This window comes from Mesorhizobium sp. M1409 (genome assembly GCF_040317535.1).
Classification (GTDB): Bacteria; Pseudomonadota; Alphaproteobacteria; order Rhizobiales; family Rhizobiaceae; genus Mesorhizobium.
In genome coordinates this window covers 77398-95292 of sequence record NZ_JAMYKV010000008.1, presented here as the reverse complement: position 1 = coordinate 95292, position 17895 = coordinate 77398, and the positions used below count along the sequence as shown (strand labels likewise).

Sequence of the window (17895 nt, the reverse complement as noted above, 5' to 3'; positions counted from 1 at the left end):
ATGTTCATCCTGCGCTTCCTCTGGGCGGTTCTGACATCGCGCTGGCTGTGGACGCTGATCGGCATCACACTGCTTTCCCTGGTCATCTGGGTGTTCGGTCCGATCGTCAGGGTCGGTCCCTACGAACCGTTCGCCTCCGAGAACGTGCGCATCGTCATCATCGCGCTGCTGGTCATCTTCTGGCTGATCTGGCTGATCGTCGCTCAGCGCCGGGCGATCCGCGCCAACCGCATGTTCGTCGCGGAGATTGCCGCGCCGGCGGTGGAAAAGCCGCTCAGCCCCGGCGAAGAGAACGTTGCCGTCGTGGGTGCCAAGTTCGCCGAGGTGATGGCCGAACTGAAGCGCCGGAAGCTCGGCGGGCGCAAGTTTCTGCGCGAGATGCCCTGGTACGTGATCGTCGGGCCGCCGGCCACCGGCAAGACCACGGCCTTGCGGCAGTCCGGACTGAATTTTCCGATCGACCTCACCGACGACCTGCAAGGTGTCGGTGGCACGCGCAACTGCGACTGGTTCTTTTCCGAGAGCGCTGTTCTGATCGACACCGCCGGCCGCTATGTCCAGCAGGAGAGCCAGCCCGACGTCGACGCGGCGGAATGGCTGGGCTTCCTCGACCTTTTGAAGAAGCATCGCGGCCGCCGCGCGCTCAACGGCGTGATCGTCGCGCTTTCGATCGACGTGCTTTCGGAGGGCGAGGACGCCATCAAGGCACACGGCCGCAAGATCCGCCGCCGGCTGGCCGAGCTCAACGACCGGCTCGAAATCCGCCTTCCGGTCTATCTGATGCTCACCAAAGCAGATCTGATCAAGGGTTTCGAGGCTTTCTTCGGCGGCTTGTCGACGGCTTCGCGCGAGCAGGTATGGGGAACGACCTTCGCATTGGATGCACGTGTGGACGCCAAGACCATCGAACGTGAAATTTCGACGCTGGCGACGGAACTCGAGCGCCGGCTGGTGCCGCGCCTGGAAGACGAGGACAAGCTCGCCGCCCGCGCCGAGATTTTCAGATTTCCCGCCCAGTTGTCCAGCCTGTCCGAACCGATCCAGGTGCTGGTCGAGGCGATGTTCGGCGAAAGCCGGTATGAAGAGGCCGCATGGCTGCGCGGTCTCTATCTGACATCGGCGACCCAGGAAGGGGCACCCATCGACCGGCTGACCGCGGCGCTTTCGTCGTCCTTCGGCCTCCCACCACGGCGGGCCCTGCCCGTGCAAAGGGTGGAGAAACGCAGCTTCTTCCTGAAGAACCTGCTCACCGAAGTCATCTTCAAGGAAGCAGGCCTCGGCACCTTCGACCCGCTGGCGCAACGCCGCCGCGCCTGGATCTGGCGGGGTGCGGCGGCTGCATGCGCGGCGGCGGCCTTGCTGGCCGGCGGACTGTTCACCTGGTCCTATTTTGACAACCGCAACGCAATTACGGCCCAGGCGAGCCAGTTCGAGGCCCTGCAAACGCCTCTGACCTCTGCTGCCGCAAACCCGGCATCGGTGGAGCAACCGGCCATGGACGGGGCGCTCGAGGCGATGGACGCGGTCGTAAATGGCCGGACACCACCGCCGGGCGCTCCCCAGGATCTGCTGGGTCCATCGGCCTCGGCGGAACTGGTGCGGGCACAGGCGGACACGTACGATCATGCTCTGCGCAATGTTCTCGAGCCACGGATGGTCGCACTGCTCGAGGCGACCATGTGGCGGCAGATCCGCGATCCGGATTTCATGCTCGGCGCTCTGAAGACCTATCGCATGATGACGGGTCTTTCGCAGATGGATCCAGATTTCGCCCAGAACTGGTGGGTGAACAGCCTGCCCGAATTCGCTACCGCGGCACCATTTCCAACCGCCGACGCCGAAGAGCATCAGCTTGCCGCCATCCGCCGGATGGCGGTCGACGAAAGCTATGTCGCGCCCGACCAAGCCTTGGTTGCCGAAGCGCTGAAAACAGTGTGCACGATTTCGCTGCCGGCGCGCGCCTACAAGCAGTTGCTGGCCGATCCGGCGGTGGCTGGGCTCAAGGAATGGATTCCGGCGAATTTCGCCGGCCCCAACGGCGCCAAGGTTTTTGCGCGTCGCTCCGACAAGACGCTTCGCGTCGGCATTTCGGGGGCGTTTACCTATGCAGGCTTCCATGACGCCGTTCTAGACCGTATCGAGGACGTGGCGGCACAAGCGGCGCTGGATCGGGCGGTCTTCGCCGGCGGCTGCGCCGAGAACTCCGAAACCTCCGTATCGGCACTGTCGGAGGATATCCTGAAGCTCTATTACGACGACTATATCGCGCAGTGGGACAGCTTCCTGCGCGATATGAGGCTGGCGCCGTTGACCGATCTCAATGTCGCCAGTGAGAATCTGAAGGATCTCTCCAGCGCCGATTCAGCGCTGAAACGCCTGCTCACCGCGGTCGTTCAGGAGACCGACCTTACCCGGTCCGATGAGGCGCCGGCCGACGACAAGGCTGCGGCCAAGGGCGGCTCGAAACTGCTCGGCAAACTCGGCAAGCTTGGCAAGATCGTGAAAACGGGGGCAAAGCTGCTTCCACGCGCGGGCTCAGCCGACGAGGTGGATCTTACCGGCAATCTGGTGGCCGAGCACTTCAAGCCACTCAAGGGTGCAATCGCCGAGGTCGACGGCCAGCCACCGGCACTCGACGCCGCGGTGGTGGCTCTGACGGCGCTGTCCAACGTGCTGCAGACGGTCACTGCCAATCCCGACCCCCAGGACGCCATAAAGAAGCAGGGCGGCCTCGCCGAACTGACGGGGGCGGTCGCCCGGCAAGCGCAGATCCTGCCCGATCCGATCGACGACTGGCTCGGCGGTGTCGCCGGCGACACCAGCGGGTTGACGCAAAAGGCGGTCACCTCGGAGCTCAATGCCATCTGGCGCGCCGACATCCTGCCCTTCTGCCAGGCGGCGCTCAACGACCGTTATCCGTTCAGTCCTGAAAGCGCGGTGGACGTCAATGTCCGCGATTTCGCTCGTCTGTTCGGCCCGGCGGGTCTGATCGATGCCTTCATCAACGACCATTTGATCAGCTATGTAGACACGGCCAGCCAACCATGGAAATGGCGTGCCGACTTTGGCCTCGACCCTTCGGCGCTTGCCGCGTTCGAGCAGGCCAGGCGGATCCGCGACGATCTCTTTCCCGGTGGCACGGGCCCGGTGATGAGCTTCACGCTCGAACCGAAAGACCTCTCTCCGAACGTCACGCGCGTGACGCTCAATCTCGATGGCCAGACCCTCGTCTACTTCAACAACGCGACGCGGCCGCAACCGATGACCTGGCCTGGCAAGGACGGCACCGGGGTCATCTCGCTCGCCTTCCAGCCGATCGATGGTTCGCCCGAAATCATGCTCAACGAGACCGGCAGCTGGGCGTGGCTGAGGATGCTGCGCAGCGGCCGTTTCACCGGGACCTCGCTGTCCGATGTCTACAGCCTGCGCCTGGGGACCAAAGGCATGTACGCCGATTTCGAGCTCAAGGCCGCCAGCGTCGAAAACCCCTACAATCTGCAAATGTTCAAGAAATTCTCATGTCCACCGCAGATATGAGTGCGCCCGGCTTTTACGGAAAGATGCCCGCCACTGGCGATTTCGTCGCGCGGCGGCTGCCGGGGGACTTTATTCGCGGCTGGGACCGCTGGCTGGCGCAGCACATCGTTCCGCTGGTCGGCTCGGAATTTTGGCCAAGCACAACCGCGCTGCGTTTCCTGGCCGGCCCGGCTTCCTTCGGCGCATCGGCAGGCATCATTTTGAAGAGTGCCGACAGAGTTGGCAGGCAATTCCCTTTGAGCGTCGTCGCGCAGCTTGCTGAAGCCCCGGTTCGGCTGGCCGATGCCGAGGCGTGGTTTGCCGGGATCGAAGAAGCGGCCATCGCCGCCCAGCACGGCGAACTGACGCCGGACGAACTGGATACAGTATTGAGCGGACTGCCGGTGCCGCCTGTCGAGGTGGACGACGAGGTCATCAGCGGCATGGTGATGTGGACTGCCCGTTCGGACATTTTCGACATCGATCCACAAGCGCCGCAAGCGACGCTGGAACAGGTCCTTGCCGCCAGTTGGGAGACCAGCTGATGCAGATATGGAACCAGATGGGGTATCCGCACGAATTCACCATGGGCATGGACAAGGCCGGCCATGAGTGGATCGTCGTGGTCGTCAAAGGCACTTTTGATTTCCCTACGGAGCCGGGCGGGCCTGTGCACAAGTCGGCCGAGCAGGTGCCGCTGGTCATGGCCGACACGTATACCGGCGCGCCGGGCTATTCGGCCACGCTCTGGGAAACCGACTTCGCCTTCCGTAAGTCGCGTTGCGACGTGATTTCCAATGGCTTTGCCTACGCACCGGGCGGGCGCCCCGCCGAGCGCGTGCCGGTCGGCATCAAGGTGGGCAATTGGTCGAAACTCTTCGAGGTCGTCGGTCACCGCGAATGGCGCTCCATCGGCCCGGTCTTTACCGCCACGTCGCCGCAACCCTTCCTGAAACTGCCCATCTCCTATGATGTTGCCTGGGGTGGCGTCGACAGACTGGATCCGGAGGACAAGCTTCCTGCCAGCTACAAGTACAACCCGGTCGGAACCGGCTGGTCACGGACCAGGAACCAACGGCTCATTCCCGGCTTGCGGCTGCCAAATACGCAAGCTGTCGGCGAGGATATCCGCGCGCCATTCGGGGACTACAAGCCGATGAGTTTTGGCCCAATGGGGCGCGGCTGGCCGGGACGCATCGAATATGGCGGCACTTACGACCAGAACTGGATCGACAATATTTTTCCGTTCCTGCCGCCGGATTTCGACGAGCGCTATTTCCAGATGGCGCCGCCTGATCAGCAGATCGACAATCCACGAGGCGGCGAAGAGGTGGTGCTTGTGAACCTGACCCCTGAGGGGCGAGTGAGTTTTCGCCTGCCGTCGACAGCATTGCCGATGACGTTGTTCAAAGGCAGGCAGAAGGCCTATGAGGCCGACATATTTCCAGACACTGTTCTGCTCGACCCGGAACGACGCCGCTTTTCGCTCGTCTGGCGCCTCTCGCAGCGCATTCACAAGACGATCCTCGATTTCTCGGAGTGCTGGGTTGGTCCGCCAACGCCGGCCATGCTGAGAGCGCGGCTCAAGAGAAAACAATACGTACGTGTTGGCCATATCACGCCCGCACGAGAGAATGAAGACGCATGAGTGCGCAACTCGACATCGTCTCGATAGGCATGGTCACGGCTGTCGGCCTCGACGCGCCGTCAGCTTGCGCGGCAATGCGTGCAAGACTCGACGGTTTCCAGCAAACGCGGCTTCGGGGCTCCGCCGGCGAGTGGCTAATCGGTGCCCCCATCGCGTTACCGCGCAATTGGGTTGGCGACAGGCGCATGGCGCATCTGGCGGCTGGCGCTATTTGCGAAGCGTTCGAAAGCGTGCCGGAAGCACGCGGCCAAACGGCACTGATCTTATGCCTTCCCGAGGAAGAGCGGCCCGGCCGAGCTGTCAGCGACAATTCTGCGTTGCTTAGGAGCGTTGCCGAAATTGTTGAGGTCGAACCGCATGCACGCTCCAGAATAATCGCGCACGGACGACCTGCTGGCGTTGTCGCATTGGAACATGCTCGCCGGCTGCTGACGTCAGGCGACGTGCCCTTTGTGATGATTGTTGGCGTCGATAGTTATCTGACAAGCCAGACAGTCACGCACTATATCTCGTGCAATCGCCTCCTCACGCCGCAAAATCCGAACGGGTTCATACCTGGGGAGGCGGCGGCGGCGATCATTTGCAGCCAAGGTCGACAGGGCGGTCTTCGGCTGTTTGGGCTGGGGCTCTCTCGCGAAAATGCATCGATCTACAACACTGAAGATTTGCCTTTGCGCGGTGACGGCATGACGGCCGCCTATCGCGCGGCACTCGAAGAAACCGGTATCGAAATGAACCGACTCGGATACCGGATCGCTGATCTCGTAGGAGAACAGTACTGGTTCAAGCAAAGCGCTCTCGCCAGCCTGCGCTTGCTGCGAGGAAGGCATGAGTTTCAGGACATCTGGTCGCCAGGCGAATCTCTCGGCAATGTCGGAGCTGCCGTGGTGCCACTCATGCTTGGCATGGCTTTCACCGCGGCACGCAAGGGCTACGCTGGCGGAAATCCGGTCTTGATCGAGGCATCGAACGATGCCGGCGCCTGCGGCGCGGTTATCGTGGCATCGAGGGCCGCGTAATGGGCGGGGTGTTTGCCAACGGCCTGGAAATTTCCGGCAAAGCCGTGAACGCCCAGACAATCGCCGCGTTCCCGGATGTTTGCTTCACACCTCCCGAAAACCCGGCAACGCCGCCTGGGGTGCCCATCCCCTACCCTAGTTTCGGATTGGGCAGCGACACCGAGCAAGGGACCGGCACCGTCAAGATCGGCGGCAAGACCGTCAACATCAAGAACAAATCCGACCTGTCCAGAACGTCCGGGACGGAGGCCGGCTGCGCCGCAAAGAAGGGCGTCATCACATCGAAAAATACAGGAAAGGGGTATTTCAACTCATGGTCTAACGACGTGAAGTTTGATGGAGAACCCGTCATACGCATGACGGATCTTGCCACAAACAACCATGCATCGCCGACTGGCAATACGGTTACATGGCCGCACACGGCGGCCATAACTGTCAATGGTCAAGACTGTGCGACGATTTTGAATAACGTTGGTATACATGTGCATCAACACAAGGATTCCGATTGCGCGCACCCAACGGAATCCGAGCACTGCTTTGAAAATCAGATGTTCCAGAGGAGTCGCGGCGGCGAGAACTATTCCGGCTGGGGAAATTACGACGTCGACACCGCACCCTGCATTTGCATGGAGTCCTACAAGAAAACCAAGACCGGATACCGCAAATCCGGCTCTGGATCGAAACGCGGCTCGCCGCACAACAAAAAGACAAAGAAAGTCCGCGATTTCCTGAAGAAGAAGCGCAGTCCGACTTTGGGCGATGCGATCAAGGAGGTGCAGCAGGCTGTCGGCGACCATCACGAGAAGCTGCAGAGCTGCACCAAGAATGAGAAGGACGACGCGCTCGAATGCCTGAAGCTCGTGCTCATCGACTACCTCATTGATTGCGCCAGAGCGCCAAAACCCACCCCCGCCCAGATACTGGCCAAACCGATAAGGAAGAAGTGATGCGTGAGCCCGAAACCATCGCCGACTTCGACCCGGAGGAAATCGATGTCCAGGCCGTGGACGGATATCATCACGGCGGCAATCGCTTCAGCGCCAGTTTCGAACTGAGCGATCCCGATGACGAATTCAGCCGGTCCTATCTCCTGGAAATTGAGCTTGGGGCGACCATTCGTTTCAATGCACGGCTTCAGATCGAGGACGCGATCCGGTCCCATGTCAGTTTCGGGCCGCAAGACCATGTTGCACTTGAGCTTGGAGGAATCATCCACGAGCTCCCGCCTGGTTCGGCATCACGCACGGAGTTGCCCGAAGGCGCGCTGACGCGCCTGTGGTCCCCGTCACACGACCGGGTCTTTGCGATCGGAGATCTTGGCGTAAGCTATCTGCGTGAGCGGGGCCGATGGGCGCAGTTGGAGACCTTCGACGAAGCCGTGCTCAACGATATCCACGGCCGCGACGGAAGTCCGATCTATTGCGCCGGCGACCGCGGGCTTCTCCTGAGACTCGACGGGCGGCGCTGGAACCGTATCGATGTGGGCGTCGAGGAGAATTTCAACACCGTCCTGACCGGACCTCAGGGCGAGGTCTATCTCGGCGGGGCGAACGGGGCAGCCTACGAGTTGCGTGACAGCACGCTGATTGCCTTGAAAGCCGACGAGGTCGACTATTACGATATCTGCGAGTTTCGCGGCAAACGCTACTGGTCGGACATGAGCTACGGCGTTTCGGTGCAGAAGGGACGCGAGCTCGTACCCCTGCTCGAAACGGAACAGGGTTTTACTATGACCGCGACCGAGGAATTTCTTGTTGTTGCAGGCTGGCACGAATTCTTTCTGTTCGACGGCACCGACTGGTCCGGTTTCGAAATGGGCTATGACGGCAATATCTTTCTTCGAACGGTCGACATGAACAACTACCGCTAGGACGGCGGATCATCGACTCTTTCCCAGCGTCACCGCTAGATATTCTCTCACTTTGGGAAGGTCCAGATCCACAATCTGGATCGGTTTTGGTGCGGCCAGCATCCGCAACACGAAGAGTTCACCCGCCTCCGAGAACTCCTCAAAGCGCTCCTGCGCAATTTTTCGACCCTGATCTCCGGCTACCCGCAAACCATCCAGATGGGCCTCCAGCCTTTCAATCAAGCGGGCAACGCGTACTTCGTCCATCTCCGGATTTTCCTCGGGGTGGAGCAGGTGGCGGTCGTAGATCGTCCATAGAAACGCCGCCATTTCGGCATGCTGCCGAACGATCTCGCGCAGGACCGGCGCTGCCATCAGTTCAGGTTCACCGAGCCGCCACGGATACGGTTGCTAGCGCTTGCGTGGCTCGTAACGTATGTGCCTCGGATGGTGATATGGCCGTCCTTTTCCATGATGATCGTGGCCTTGCCACAGCGCAACTCTATTCGTTCTTCACCGACTATCCTTACCTGTTCGCCATCGCGTATGACTTGCGCCCGCGGCTTACGGCTTGGCTCAACTATGCGCCCCACAATCAGAGGTCGGCCGACATCTCCGTCTTCAAACAGGAGCGCTACCTCGGAACCGATCATATCCGAACTCATCTCGGCCAGGCTTCGGGCTCTCACTGCGGTCTCCCTTGTATTGCCCGGGAATACGACGAGCGGTGCTTCGTCATCGAAGCCGAGAAAAACTCCGATTATCACCCCTTCGATCCGCTTTCGGGTCTTGGTCATCCAGCCGCCCTCAATTCTGCTTGATCTCCGAACCTTTCATCGTGATGTCGCTTGAAGCCTTCACGTTGATCTTGCCCGAGCCTTTGACGGAAATGTCCTTGCCTTCGATATTGATGGTGCCGTCCTTCTTCATCGAGATCGCCGCCGAGCCACACTTGATCACGATGGAATCGCCGGCCTCGATCAACAAATCCTTGCCGATCTTAATGGCACCGTCCTCGCCAATCTCGACAAGGCTTCCCTTGGCTATCTTCAGCGAGCGCGCACCGCCGACAGTGGTCGCGTCGTCCTCGGCGATTTTGGCGTCTCGCCCTTTGCCGATCTGCGAGGAATGAGCCCCGCCGACAGTGAAACTTTGATCCGCCGCCACCTGCACGCTCTGGTTCGCGCCCACCGACCAGCTATCGTCCGCGCCAATGCTATGGCTCTGCGCAGCACCCACAGTGACCGACCGTGTCGCGCCGATCGTATTGGCCTGCGGGCCACCCACGGTTCGGGTTTCGGATGCCCCGACGCTGTCGACCCGGGCCGCGCCAACGCTTACTGTCTGGACGATCGCAACAGTCTGTGTGTGATTGGCGCCGATTGTCTCGGTGGAGTTCGACCCGATATTGATCGTTTCATTCGACCCCACCGTCAGCGAGCGATTGACGCCCACCGTCTCGGTGTCGTTCGAGCCTATATTCGTGGTCTGGTCGACGCCGACCTTGACCGTCTTGTTGTTGCCGACGTCCTCGTCGAGGTTGTGGCCGACTGAATGCTTGGCGTCGTGGTCGATGCGGTCGGACTGGTCGTGCTGCACCAGCTTGGTGCGGTCATGCTTGATCAGAAGGTTGTGGTCCTTCTGCGCCTGGAAGTTGACCAGTTCGGAGCCGGCCTTGTCCTCGAACATCAGCTCGTTGTAGCCGCCACCACCGAGCGAGGAGTTCGACTTCCAGCCGGATTGCGTGGCACTCGCCGGCAGGCCGTAGGGCGGCATCTGCGACGCATTGTAGACCCGGCCGGTGATGATCGGCAGGTCCGGATCGCCTTCGATGAAGTCGACGATCACCTCCTGGCCAATGCGCGGTATCTGGATGAAGCCCCAGCCGCTGCCGGCCCAGGTCTGTGAGACCCGCACGAAACAGGAACTGTTCTCGTCCTTCTTGCCCAGACGGTCCCAATGGAATTGCACCTTCACCCGTGCGTATTTGTCGGTGAATATTTCCTGGCCTGACGGACCGACCACCGTTGCCGTCTGCGGCCCGCGCATGATCGGCCGTGGCGTGATGCGCGGCGGACGATAGGGCAAGGCGGTCGGCGCCACCCCGAGGATCACCTTGAAGTTCTCGCTGTCGACATCCGTGTGGCTTCTGTATCCCGGATCGAACAGCCTGTATTCGGCGCTGACCACCAGATACTCCTGGTTCTGATCCTCGCGCGGAAAGCCATCCAGCTTGAAGGTGCAGCCGGAAAACAGGCCGCGCACGGTTCCGACCGCGGCAATGCGCTGGTGGACGGCCTGGATTTCCTCGCGGCGGATCGCAGCCAGGCTGTCGCCCCGGCCCACTTCGAGATGCGCGCCGGGCTGGCGATAATTCTCGCCGGCGGCCAGCTTGTGACTGAACGGCTGGGCCGACTTGGCCATCAGGTCGGCGCCCGGCTTCTTGAAATCGTAATCGGTGTGGGCATAGGCGCCTGGGCGCACAGAACTGCCCGGTATCCATTCGGTGATGTATTCGACATCGCGCCGGGAGCCCTGCCCCTCAAAGTGATAGGGCACTTTCTCGTAGCCCGGCGCCGGCTTCAGCTTGCTCATCGCATCGGTCAGGACAAGCGTATGTTTGCCCTCGTCATGCTCGAAGAAATACAGGATGCCTTCGTGCTCCAGCAGCCGCTGTACGAAATCCAGATCGGTCTCGTCGTACTGCACGCAGTATTCGCGCTGGGGATAGGATCCCTGCAGACGCAGATCGAATTCCGCCGTGCTGTATTTCTTGAAGACGTCCTTGACGATGTCGACGACGCTCTTGTTCTGGAAAATACGGCAATCGGTGGTATTGCCGAGAAACCAGAGCCACGGCCTGACGACCGCCTCGTAGTAGGCCAGCCGGTCTTCGATGCGGGTCAGGCGAAACTCTGAGACGAGGCCGCTGAACCACCGTTTCGGATCGGATTCACCTTCTACCGAAATCACACCCCCTAGCATCTTCAGGGAATCGATATCGGGGCTGGGGCTGACGAATCCGACCGTATAGGCCAAACAACGGCTGATCTCATCGCGCCCGACAAGATGCGTGAAGGTCAACAGTTCGGCGCCAACCGGTGTCTGAACAACCGTGGCACGTTGGTTCGGCATGGGTCGTGCCCCTCCTGGACGCGGCCGCCGGCGCGGTGGATTTGAAGTCCCTGCCATCCGCTCAGGAACTTTTTGGACCCGCCGCACCAGGCTATGTCGAGCCTACCACATGTTGTCCTGCTGACCAAAGCGGTCGCACAGTGGCTGAACCTTGCCCTGTCGATGCGCCGGCTCGAAACGCTGCTGTCCTGTTGTGCCCGCAAACTGCTAGAATGGTGGAGTATCGATCAGCGCGCGACGGCGATCCTAGATGTACATCAGTCTGCAAATCAACAATATCGACGCCTTGCCCGCTGATAACCCGACCGGTTACGCGGCGCGTGATCGCAGCTTCGAAATCGGACGCGATGCTTGTGACTGGACCTTGCCGGACCCCGACAAGTTCATCTCGGGCCGGCACTGCGAAGTTCGATACGAGGCAGGCGCGTTCTGGCTGCACGATGTCTCGCGCAACGGAACCTACATCAACGGATCTAGCCAGCGCATGACCGGCCCGCATCGGCTGAGCCATGGCGACCGGGTGCTGATCGGCCGTTATGTCATCTTCGTATCGATCGACGAGGAGCGCGCCACGACCGGTCATCCTCAAGTCCGCCACGGTTCGACACAACGGGAAGTGCCGGCCGCGACAGGCCGGCCGCTTGAATTCGCCGCCGAGCCGTTCTTCACTCCGGCGGAGCAACGATCCGGGCAGCGGGTTCCGGCGTTCTCATCGCAACCGCCTCTCCCCTCGGCAAGAGACGAAGTGCTGCGGGAAATCGCGATCGCGGCCGGCATCTCGCCGGAATTGCTTCAATCGCGCGATCCACATGAAGTTGCCGCCGAAATCGGCGCGGTCCTGCGGACGGTGGTCGAGGAACTGACCTTGCTGCTGAAAGCACGCGCGGCCGCGAAAATGCTGGCCAAGAGCACACAGCGAACGATGATCAGCGCTGCCGACAACAATCCGCTGAAGTTCGTCCCGGGAACCGACGACATCCTCGAAATCATGTTCGCACGGCGCAGAGCCGGCTACCTCGATGCCAGGCACAGTATCGAAGATGCTTTCCGCGATCTCAAGACGCACGAATTCGCGACCTATGCCGCCATGCAAGCCGCGCTGTCGCGATTGCTTGACGACCTGTCTCCCGAAGCGATCGGCAAAAAGCTCCCACCGACGTCGTTCTCGTCGAAGAAAAGCCAGGCCTGGGACGCTTTTGTCGCGACCTGGCGCACCATGGAGGAAGCACACGAGAACGGCATGCTGGACATATTCCTGGCCTATTTCAGCGAGGCCTATGCCAAAGCCGACAAGCAAAAATAGACCGTTTCAAGGGAGCCGTGGCGCTGTAGCCGGCGAAGAAAATCTCTTACGCGCTCGGCATAGGTTCCAATCGACAGGTTCTGAGATTACGATCGCATACGACAATTCGCTAAGCGGGTAAGGCTGATCGACCTGGGGGTCTGCGGCAAATGTCATCTTACGGCGGGATAGTAAGTTGTAGCCGACCTTCCTCCGGACACTGCCTTGGCCCGCAGGGCTTGCATTTGCTTTACCTGACCGCGAACCGCTTTGTGCCCGTTTGGCGCAGACGCGGGCGCCGCGCGTGGATGGACGATCTGCAATGAGTTCGAAGGACGATCCTTTCGGCCCGGCGGGCAAGACCGTTATTCGCGCCCCTCCACGGCGTGAGCGAAAACCGGCGCCTATCCCTCAGGAGCCCGTCGCGGATGGCGGGCAGGCCTCGCAGATCAAGGATTCGACCGTGTTCGATCCCGGCGTCGGCCGGCATACACCGCCGGGCTGGACGTCCGGGACCGTGATTTATCAAGGAGCTCCTTCCGTTGCGACAGGAGGCGCTTCGGCAGCGGCGCCGACTTCAGCCCTGCGGCAGGAAACCCTGCTCAATGTCACGGACAGTGTCAGATATTCCGCGGTAAACCCGATCCTTGCGGCAGCCGCACCGTTGCTGATGCTGTTCGGCCAACTCAGGCTTATTCCCGTCGAGAGACAAGCGGAGCCGTTGGCGGAACATGTTACCGAGGCGATTGATAGATTCGACAGGACACTGGAGAAATCAGGTGTCGCCGAAGAGGATGCGCGGATTGCAAAATTCGTCCTCTGCGAAACCGCGGACGATCTGATCGGCAACCTGCCTTGGCCACCAAAAGACGCTTGGACGCGGCACAGCATGCTGTCGCGGTTCTTTCATGTCGAACCCAGCGGCACGGGCTTTTTCGAAGCGCTGAACAAGATACTGGCCAGCCCGGAGGCGCACCATGATCTGCTCGAACTGATGCATGCCTGCCTGTCGCTGGGGTTCGAGGGCCAGTACCGGGAGGTGACGCACGAAGACAACAATCTCGAGCGCGTTCGACGCGACGTCTACGAGACGCTTCGCTACTTCAGGGCGCGTGCCGGCGAAGACATCTCTCCGCACTGGCAGGGCCTGGCGGCGACCATGACGCAGTCGTCGACCCGCCTGCCGCTCTGGGTCGTGGGGGCAGCGGCATCGGCGCTGCTGACTGCCGCATTCTTCGCACTGCGGGTCTTCATCACCAATGAAGGCGACGCCGCCGCCGGTGAATTACTGGCGCTCAACCCATCGACACCGATCTCCATCGAGCGCGCCAGTGTGGCGCCATTGGCGGAGCCGGCGAAAGTCATCCCACCCGCCGCCACAACCACGCAGATCGATCGCATCCGTTCGGCACTGGCCAAGGAAGTCGAAGGCGGCGGGCTGACCATCGGCACGAAGGGCGACTTCATCGTGGTGGAAATCAACAATCTCCTGCTGTTCCAGTCCGGCAGGGCCGAGGCGAAGCCAGAGTTCCAGCCCATTGCTGCTGATATCGCCGCGGCCCTGGAACCCGAGCCCGGACCAATCAGGATCATCGGCCATACCGACAATGTGAAGCCACGAAAATCGAGCCCGTTCAAATCCAACTTCGACCTTTCCGTCGCCAGGGCGAAGGCTGTCGAAACAATGATGGCGCCGAAGTTCAGCGATCCTTCGCGACTGACGGTCGACGGCAAGGGCGAGGACGAGCCAATCGCCGACAATGCCACGCCGGAGGGCCGCGCCAAGAACCGCCGTGTCGATGTGATGATCGCCAAGGAGGAAACATTGTGAACACGGCCAGTTGGAAGCGGCCATGACGCGTTGGCTGCCGCGGATCTTCAGCATGATCGCGCTGGCCGGCCTCGCGGCGGCGGTGTGGTTTGCCGGACCCTTGATCCGCTTCGCCGATGCCCGTCCTCTCGGATCTGCCTGGCTGCGTGCGACTATCATTGGTGTGATCGTGGCAGCGCTCGCGCTTTTCCACGGCCTGCGTTTCTGGAAAGCGAGAAAAGCGCAAAAAGAGCTCGAAACCGTGGTCGCACACAACGACGACCGCGATGACGACTCGCGGGTGCTCGAAGCCCGCATGAACGAAGCGATCGCTGCGCTCAAACGGTCGAGCGGCAAGCGCAACTTCCTCTATGAGATCCCCTGGTACATCGTCATCGGCCCGCCTGGCGCGGGCAAGACTACGGCACTGGTCAATTCGGGTCTGAATTTTCCGCTGGCCGGTTCGGGTGATGCCCAGCCAGTTGCTGGCGTTGGCGGAACACGCGCCTGCGACTGGTGGTTTGCCGACCAGGCCGTGCTGATCGACACCGCGGGACGCTACACGACCCAGGATTCCAATGCCGAGAGCGACAAGAAGAGCTGGCTCGCCTTCTTGTCGCTGCTCAAGAGATATCGCACACGGCAACCGATAAACGGCGTCATCCTGGCCATCAGCCTTGCCGACCTCATCAGTTCCGACGATCAGCAGCTTGACGCTCACCTCGTCGAGATACGCAGTCGCCTTCGGGAAATCCACGAGACGCTGAAAATCCAGTTTCCGGTGTATCTACTGTTCACCAAGGCCGACCTGGTTTCCGGGTTCATGGATTACTTCGGCGGCTTCGACGAGCCCCGCCGGCGCAAGGTATGGGGCGCCACGTTCCAGACCACGGATCGCAACAAGAACATGGCCGCCGAGGCGCCGGCCGAATTCGAGGCACTGGCAAGACGCCTGGTAGAGGAGATGCCTGACCGTCTTCAGGAAGAGGCTGATCCGGTCGCGCGCATATCCGTCTTTGGCTTTCCGGCACAATTTGGTGCGCTGAAAGGCCGAATTTCGAATTTCATCGCCAGCCTGTTCGATCCGACCCGCAGCCAGGTGAATGTCAGCCTGCGTGGACTCTATTTCTCTTCAGGCACGCAAGAGGGAACGCCAATCGATCAGGTGTTGGGCGCGATCGGCCGCAGCTTCGGCGGCAATGCCCGCGCCCACCTTTCCGGAACCGGCAAAAGTTTCTTTTTGCATGATCTGCTGACGGGCGTCATTTTTGCCGAATCCGGATGGGTTTCGTATGATAAATCGGCAGTAAGACGTGCGGCGATCGCCAGATTCGGGGCGCTTTGCGCCATCGCGTTGATCGCGGCGGCGGCCCTCGGCACCCTGGCCCTGAGCTTCACAGCCAACAGGTCGTTGATCGCCTCCACCATGCAGGCCATGAGCCAGTACCGCACGACGGCGGACGCGCTGCTCAAAAGTACCGAGGTGACCGATGTCGACCTCGAAAACGTCATTGGCCCGCTCGACCAGTTGCGCAATCTGCCGGCTGGATTCGAAACTGGTGACCTGCCGACACCGATCGAGGAGACGTTCGGCCTCAGCCAGCGGGACAGACTTCTTTCGGCATCCAAGACGGCTTACCGACAAGCGCTGGAACGAATGCTCCGATCGCGCCTGCTGATCCAGGCCGAGCGGACTATCCAGGCCAAGATGGCTGATCCCGCCGCGCTCTACGAGCCGTTGAAAATCTATCTGATGCTTGGCGGCAAGGCGCCGAAGGTCGACGACGCGTTGGTCATTTCCTGGATGAAGCAGGATTGGGAGCAGAACCGGTATCCAGGTGAAAACAACCGCGAAGGACGCGAGCAGCTCGAAAAGCACCTGCGCGCCATGCTTGGGTTGGACGATGCCTACGATCCGGTTTTCGAACTCAACCGGCCGCTCGTCGAAGCCGCTCAACGGTCGCTCGGGCGCATGAGCCTTGCCGACCGTGCCTCCGCTTTGGTCAAATCAGCGGTATACGCGGCAGCGTTGAATGATTTTTCTGTTTCCCTGAAAAGCGGCCCGGAAGCGCGGCTGCTGTTCGAGCGTGTCGATGGCGGCGATCTGTCGGGCCTTCGTGTTCCCGGCATCTATACCTACGCCGGCTTCAATAATTTCTATCTCGTGCAACTCTCCCGCATTGCCCAGACGCTCGTCGACGACCAGTGGGTCCTCGGTGGTGGGGGCGAGCAAGGCGGCATCGATCAGGAGTTGCTCAAGCTCGGCCCCGAACTTCTCGATCGCTATGGGAAGGAGTTCGCAACGGCGTGGAACGGTGTTCTCGACGCGTTGAAGTTCAAAGCGATGCTGAAGGACAAGCCGCACTATATCGCGCTTTCCGCCGTCGCCTCGCCAACCTCGCCGATCGAACAGCTGTTTACCGCGATCGCCGACGAAACGGCGCTGACGCGGGACGCTGCTTCCAGCAAGGATTCAGGCACCGGGCTTGAAGACGGCGCGGTTCAAAGCCAGTCACAGGACGCCGCGAACATGGCCAGAGGCCTGGCTCGCATCGGCATTCAAATCGCCACCGGAAAATCGCAAAGCCGTGCCGGCACAGGATCCGCAGCAGCGCAAAACCAGAACCCGGGAGCCAACATCGAAGCGCAGTTCAGATCGTTCCGGGCCTTGGTGGGCGGACCTGCCGGGCACCGCCCGATCGATGCCTTGACCCAGAATTTCCGCGATATCTACCAGAGCCTGCAACTGGCGACCGACGTTCCCTCCCAGACTGAACGCGTCAACGCAAATCTGCAGCTCCAGATAGCTACCCTTCGCGCCAATGTCTCGCGATTGCCCAAACAACTCGGCCGGATGGTCAACGCGACGGCGGACGAGTTTGAAGGCAACGTCGCTGAGACCTCGGTGGCGAATTTGAACCGGATGCTCGACCAGACGGTCACACAGCCCTGCGAGGCGGCGGTCAACGGCCGTTATCCTTTCGCCGGCAATGGTAGCGACGACGTTTCGATGGCGGATTTCGCAAAATTGTTCGCCCCTGGCGGGCTGATGGATCGGTTCTTCGCGCAAAATCTCGCATCGCTGATCGACATGACCGGTCAGGACTGGAACTGGAAACAGGATGCGCGCTTCGGACGCGACCTGTCGAAATCGACGCTGAAAAACTTCCAGCTGGCGGCCGAAATCCGCGGAGCCTTTTTTCCCCAGGGCGGTTCGGTGCCCTCGGTGAGCGTGACCTTCACGCCGTTCTCACTGCATGGCGATGCCGATGCGGCGGTGCTCGATGTCGACGGCCAGACCGTCCAGAGCAACCAGGCGGGCAACGCGCCAAGCACGGTGGCCTGGCCGAGCGGCACGGCCTCCGGGTCCGCCAGCCTCAATCTGACGCCGGAAATGCCAGGCCGCGAATCCACCATCAAGTTCGAAGGGCCGTGGGCGCTGAAGCGGCTGCTGGACAAGGCGACCATCACTGGCAACGACAACAATGTTGAAGCGCGGTTCGTGATCGGCGGGCGCGACGTCACCTATACGATCCAGACTGGTTCCGGCCCCAACCCCTTCTTCCTTCCCGCACTTTCCGGATTCAGCTGTCCGAAGGCGTTTTGAGATGGGCTTCGAGCCTTTCAGGGCGGTGA

General features: G+C 61.1%; 12 protein-coding genes. 9 read left to right on the top strand and 3 right to left on the bottom strand.

Annotated elements, in window-relative coordinates; translation table 11 throughout:
• Genes tssM (NKG99_RS09675) through NKG99_RS09650 form a run of 6 tightly spaced genes read left to right on the top strand, consistent with a single transcriptional unit; the run spans position 1 to position 8053 of the window.
• Positions 1-3537 (top strand): type VI secretion system membrane subunit TssM, encoded by a 3537-nt coding sequence (tssM, locus tag NKG99_RS09675; protein ID WP_352866764.1) that lies wholly within the window; start codon positions 1-3, stop codon positions 3535-3537.
• A complete protein-coding gene (gene tagF / locus NKG99_RS09670) occupies positions 3534-4061 on the top strand; it encodes a type VI secretion system-associated protein TagF (RefSeq protein WP_352866763.1) in 528 nt (175 codons plus the stop codon). Before tssM (NKG99_RS09675) ends, tagF begins: the two co-directional genes overlap by 4 nt.
• Positions 4061-5164, top strand: coding sequence for a DUF2169 family type VI secretion system accessory protein (locus tag NKG99_RS09665; RefSeq protein WP_352866761.1), 1104 nt, complete (start codon positions 4061-4063; stop codon positions 5162-5164). The genes tagF and NKG99_RS09665 overlap by 1 nt, the downstream gene beginning before the upstream one ends.
• Complete coding sequence (locus NKG99_RS09660; protein WP_352866759.1) at positions 5161-6183, top strand: 3-oxoacyl-ACP synthase; 1023 nt, start codon at positions 5161-5163, stop codon at positions 6181-6183. Before NKG99_RS09665 ends, NKG99_RS09660 begins: the two co-directional genes overlap by 4 nt.
• Positions 6183-7130 (top strand): DUF4150 domain-containing protein, encoded by a 948-nt coding sequence (locus NKG99_RS09655; protein WP_352866758.1) that lies wholly within the window; start codon positions 6183-6185, stop codon positions 7128-7130. The genes NKG99_RS09660 and NKG99_RS09655 overlap by 1 nt, the downstream gene beginning before the upstream one ends.
• Positions 7067-8053, top strand: coding sequence for a beta propeller repeat protein (locus NKG99_RS09650; RefSeq protein ID WP_352866756.1), 987 nt, complete (start codon positions 7067-7069; stop codon positions 8051-8053). The genes NKG99_RS09655 and NKG99_RS09650 overlap by 64 nt, the downstream gene beginning before the upstream one ends.
• A 9-nt stretch (positions 8054-8062) precedes the next feature.
• Here the strand turns inward: NKG99_RS09650 and NKG99_RS09645 are convergent, their stop codons facing one another.
• The 3 genes from NKG99_RS09645 to NKG99_RS09635 are packed head-to-tail and all read right to left on the bottom strand — an operon-like array spanning position 8063 to position 11167.
• Entirely contained in the window at positions 8063-8410 is a 348-nt protein-coding gene (locus NKG99_RS09645; RefSeq protein ID WP_352866897.1) for a hypothetical protein, read from the bottom strand.
• Complete coding sequence (locus NKG99_RS09640) at positions 8407-8829, bottom strand: DUF6484 domain-containing protein (RefSeq protein ID WP_352866754.1); 423 nt, start codon at positions 8827-8829, stop codon at positions 8407-8409. Before NKG99_RS09640 ends, NKG99_RS09645 begins: the two co-directional genes overlap by 4 nt.
• A gap of 10 nt (positions 8830-8839) precedes the next feature.
• Entirely contained in the window at positions 8840-11167 is a 2328-nt protein-coding gene (locus NKG99_RS09635; RefSeq protein WP_352866752.1) for a type VI secretion system Vgr family protein, read from the bottom strand.
• Between the two features lie 250 nt (positions 11168-11417).
• On the opposite strand from NKG99_RS09635, the gene tagH reads away from it, so the two are divergent.
• From tagH to tssM (NKG99_RS09620), 3 genes are all read left to right on the top strand, one after another.
• Entirely contained in the window at positions 11418-12470 is a 1053-nt protein-coding gene (gene tagH / locus NKG99_RS09630; protein WP_352866750.1) for a type VI secretion system-associated FHA domain protein TagH, read from the top strand.
• A gap of 301 nt (positions 12471-12771) precedes the next feature.
• Positions 12772-14280, top strand: coding sequence for a type VI secretion system protein TssL, long form (gene tssL / locus NKG99_RS09625; RefSeq protein ID WP_352866748.1), 1509 nt, complete (start codon positions 12772-12774; stop codon positions 14278-14280).
• Positions 14281-14302: 22 nt separating this feature from the next.
• Positions 14303-17866 (top strand): type VI secretion system membrane subunit TssM, encoded by a 3564-nt coding sequence (tssM, locus tag NKG99_RS09620; protein ID WP_352866746.1) that lies wholly within the window; start codon positions 14303-14305, stop codon positions 17864-17866.
• The last annotated feature ends 29 nt before the right edge of the window (positions 17867-17895 follow it).

Excerpts from the sequence above, each read along its gene's own strand:
- tssM (WP_352866764.1), top strand. The coding sequence starts at position 1 with ATGTTCATCCTGCGCTTCCTCTGGGCGGTTCTGACATCGCGCTGGCTG.
- tagF (WP_352866763.1), top strand. The coding sequence starts at position 3,534 with ATGAGTGCGCCCGGCTTTTACGGAAAGATGCCCGCCACTGGCGATTTC.
- NKG99_RS09665 (WP_352866761.1), top strand. The coding sequence starts at position 4,061 with ATGCAGATATGGAACCAGATGGGGTATCCGCACGAATTCACCATGGGC.
- NKG99_RS09660 (WP_352866759.1), top strand. The coding sequence starts at position 5,161 with ATGAGTGCGCAACTCGACATCGTCTCGATAGGCATGGTCACGGCTGTC.
- NKG99_RS09655 (WP_352866758.1), top strand. The coding sequence starts at position 6,183 with ATGGGCGGGGTGTTTGCCAACGGCCTGGAAATTTCCGGCAAAGCCGTG.
- NKG99_RS09640 (WP_352866754.1), bottom strand. The coding sequence starts at position 8,829 with ATGACCAAGACCCGAAAGCGGATCGAAGGGGTGATAATCGGAGTTTTT.
- NKG99_RS09635 (WP_352866752.1), bottom strand. The coding sequence starts at position 11,167 with ATGCCGAACCAACGTGCCACGGTTGTTCAGACACCGGTTGGCGCCGAA.
- tagH (WP_352866750.1), top strand. The coding sequence starts at position 11,418 with ATGTACATCAGTCTGCAAATCAACAATATCGACGCCTTGCCCGCTGAT.
- tssL (WP_352866748.1), top strand. The coding sequence starts at position 12,772 with ATGAGTTCGAAGGACGATCCTTTCGGCCCGGCGGGCAAGACCGTTATT.
- tssM (WP_352866746.1), top strand. The coding sequence starts at position 14,303 with ATGACGCGTTGGCTGCCGCGGATCTTCAGCATGATCGCGCTGGCCGGC.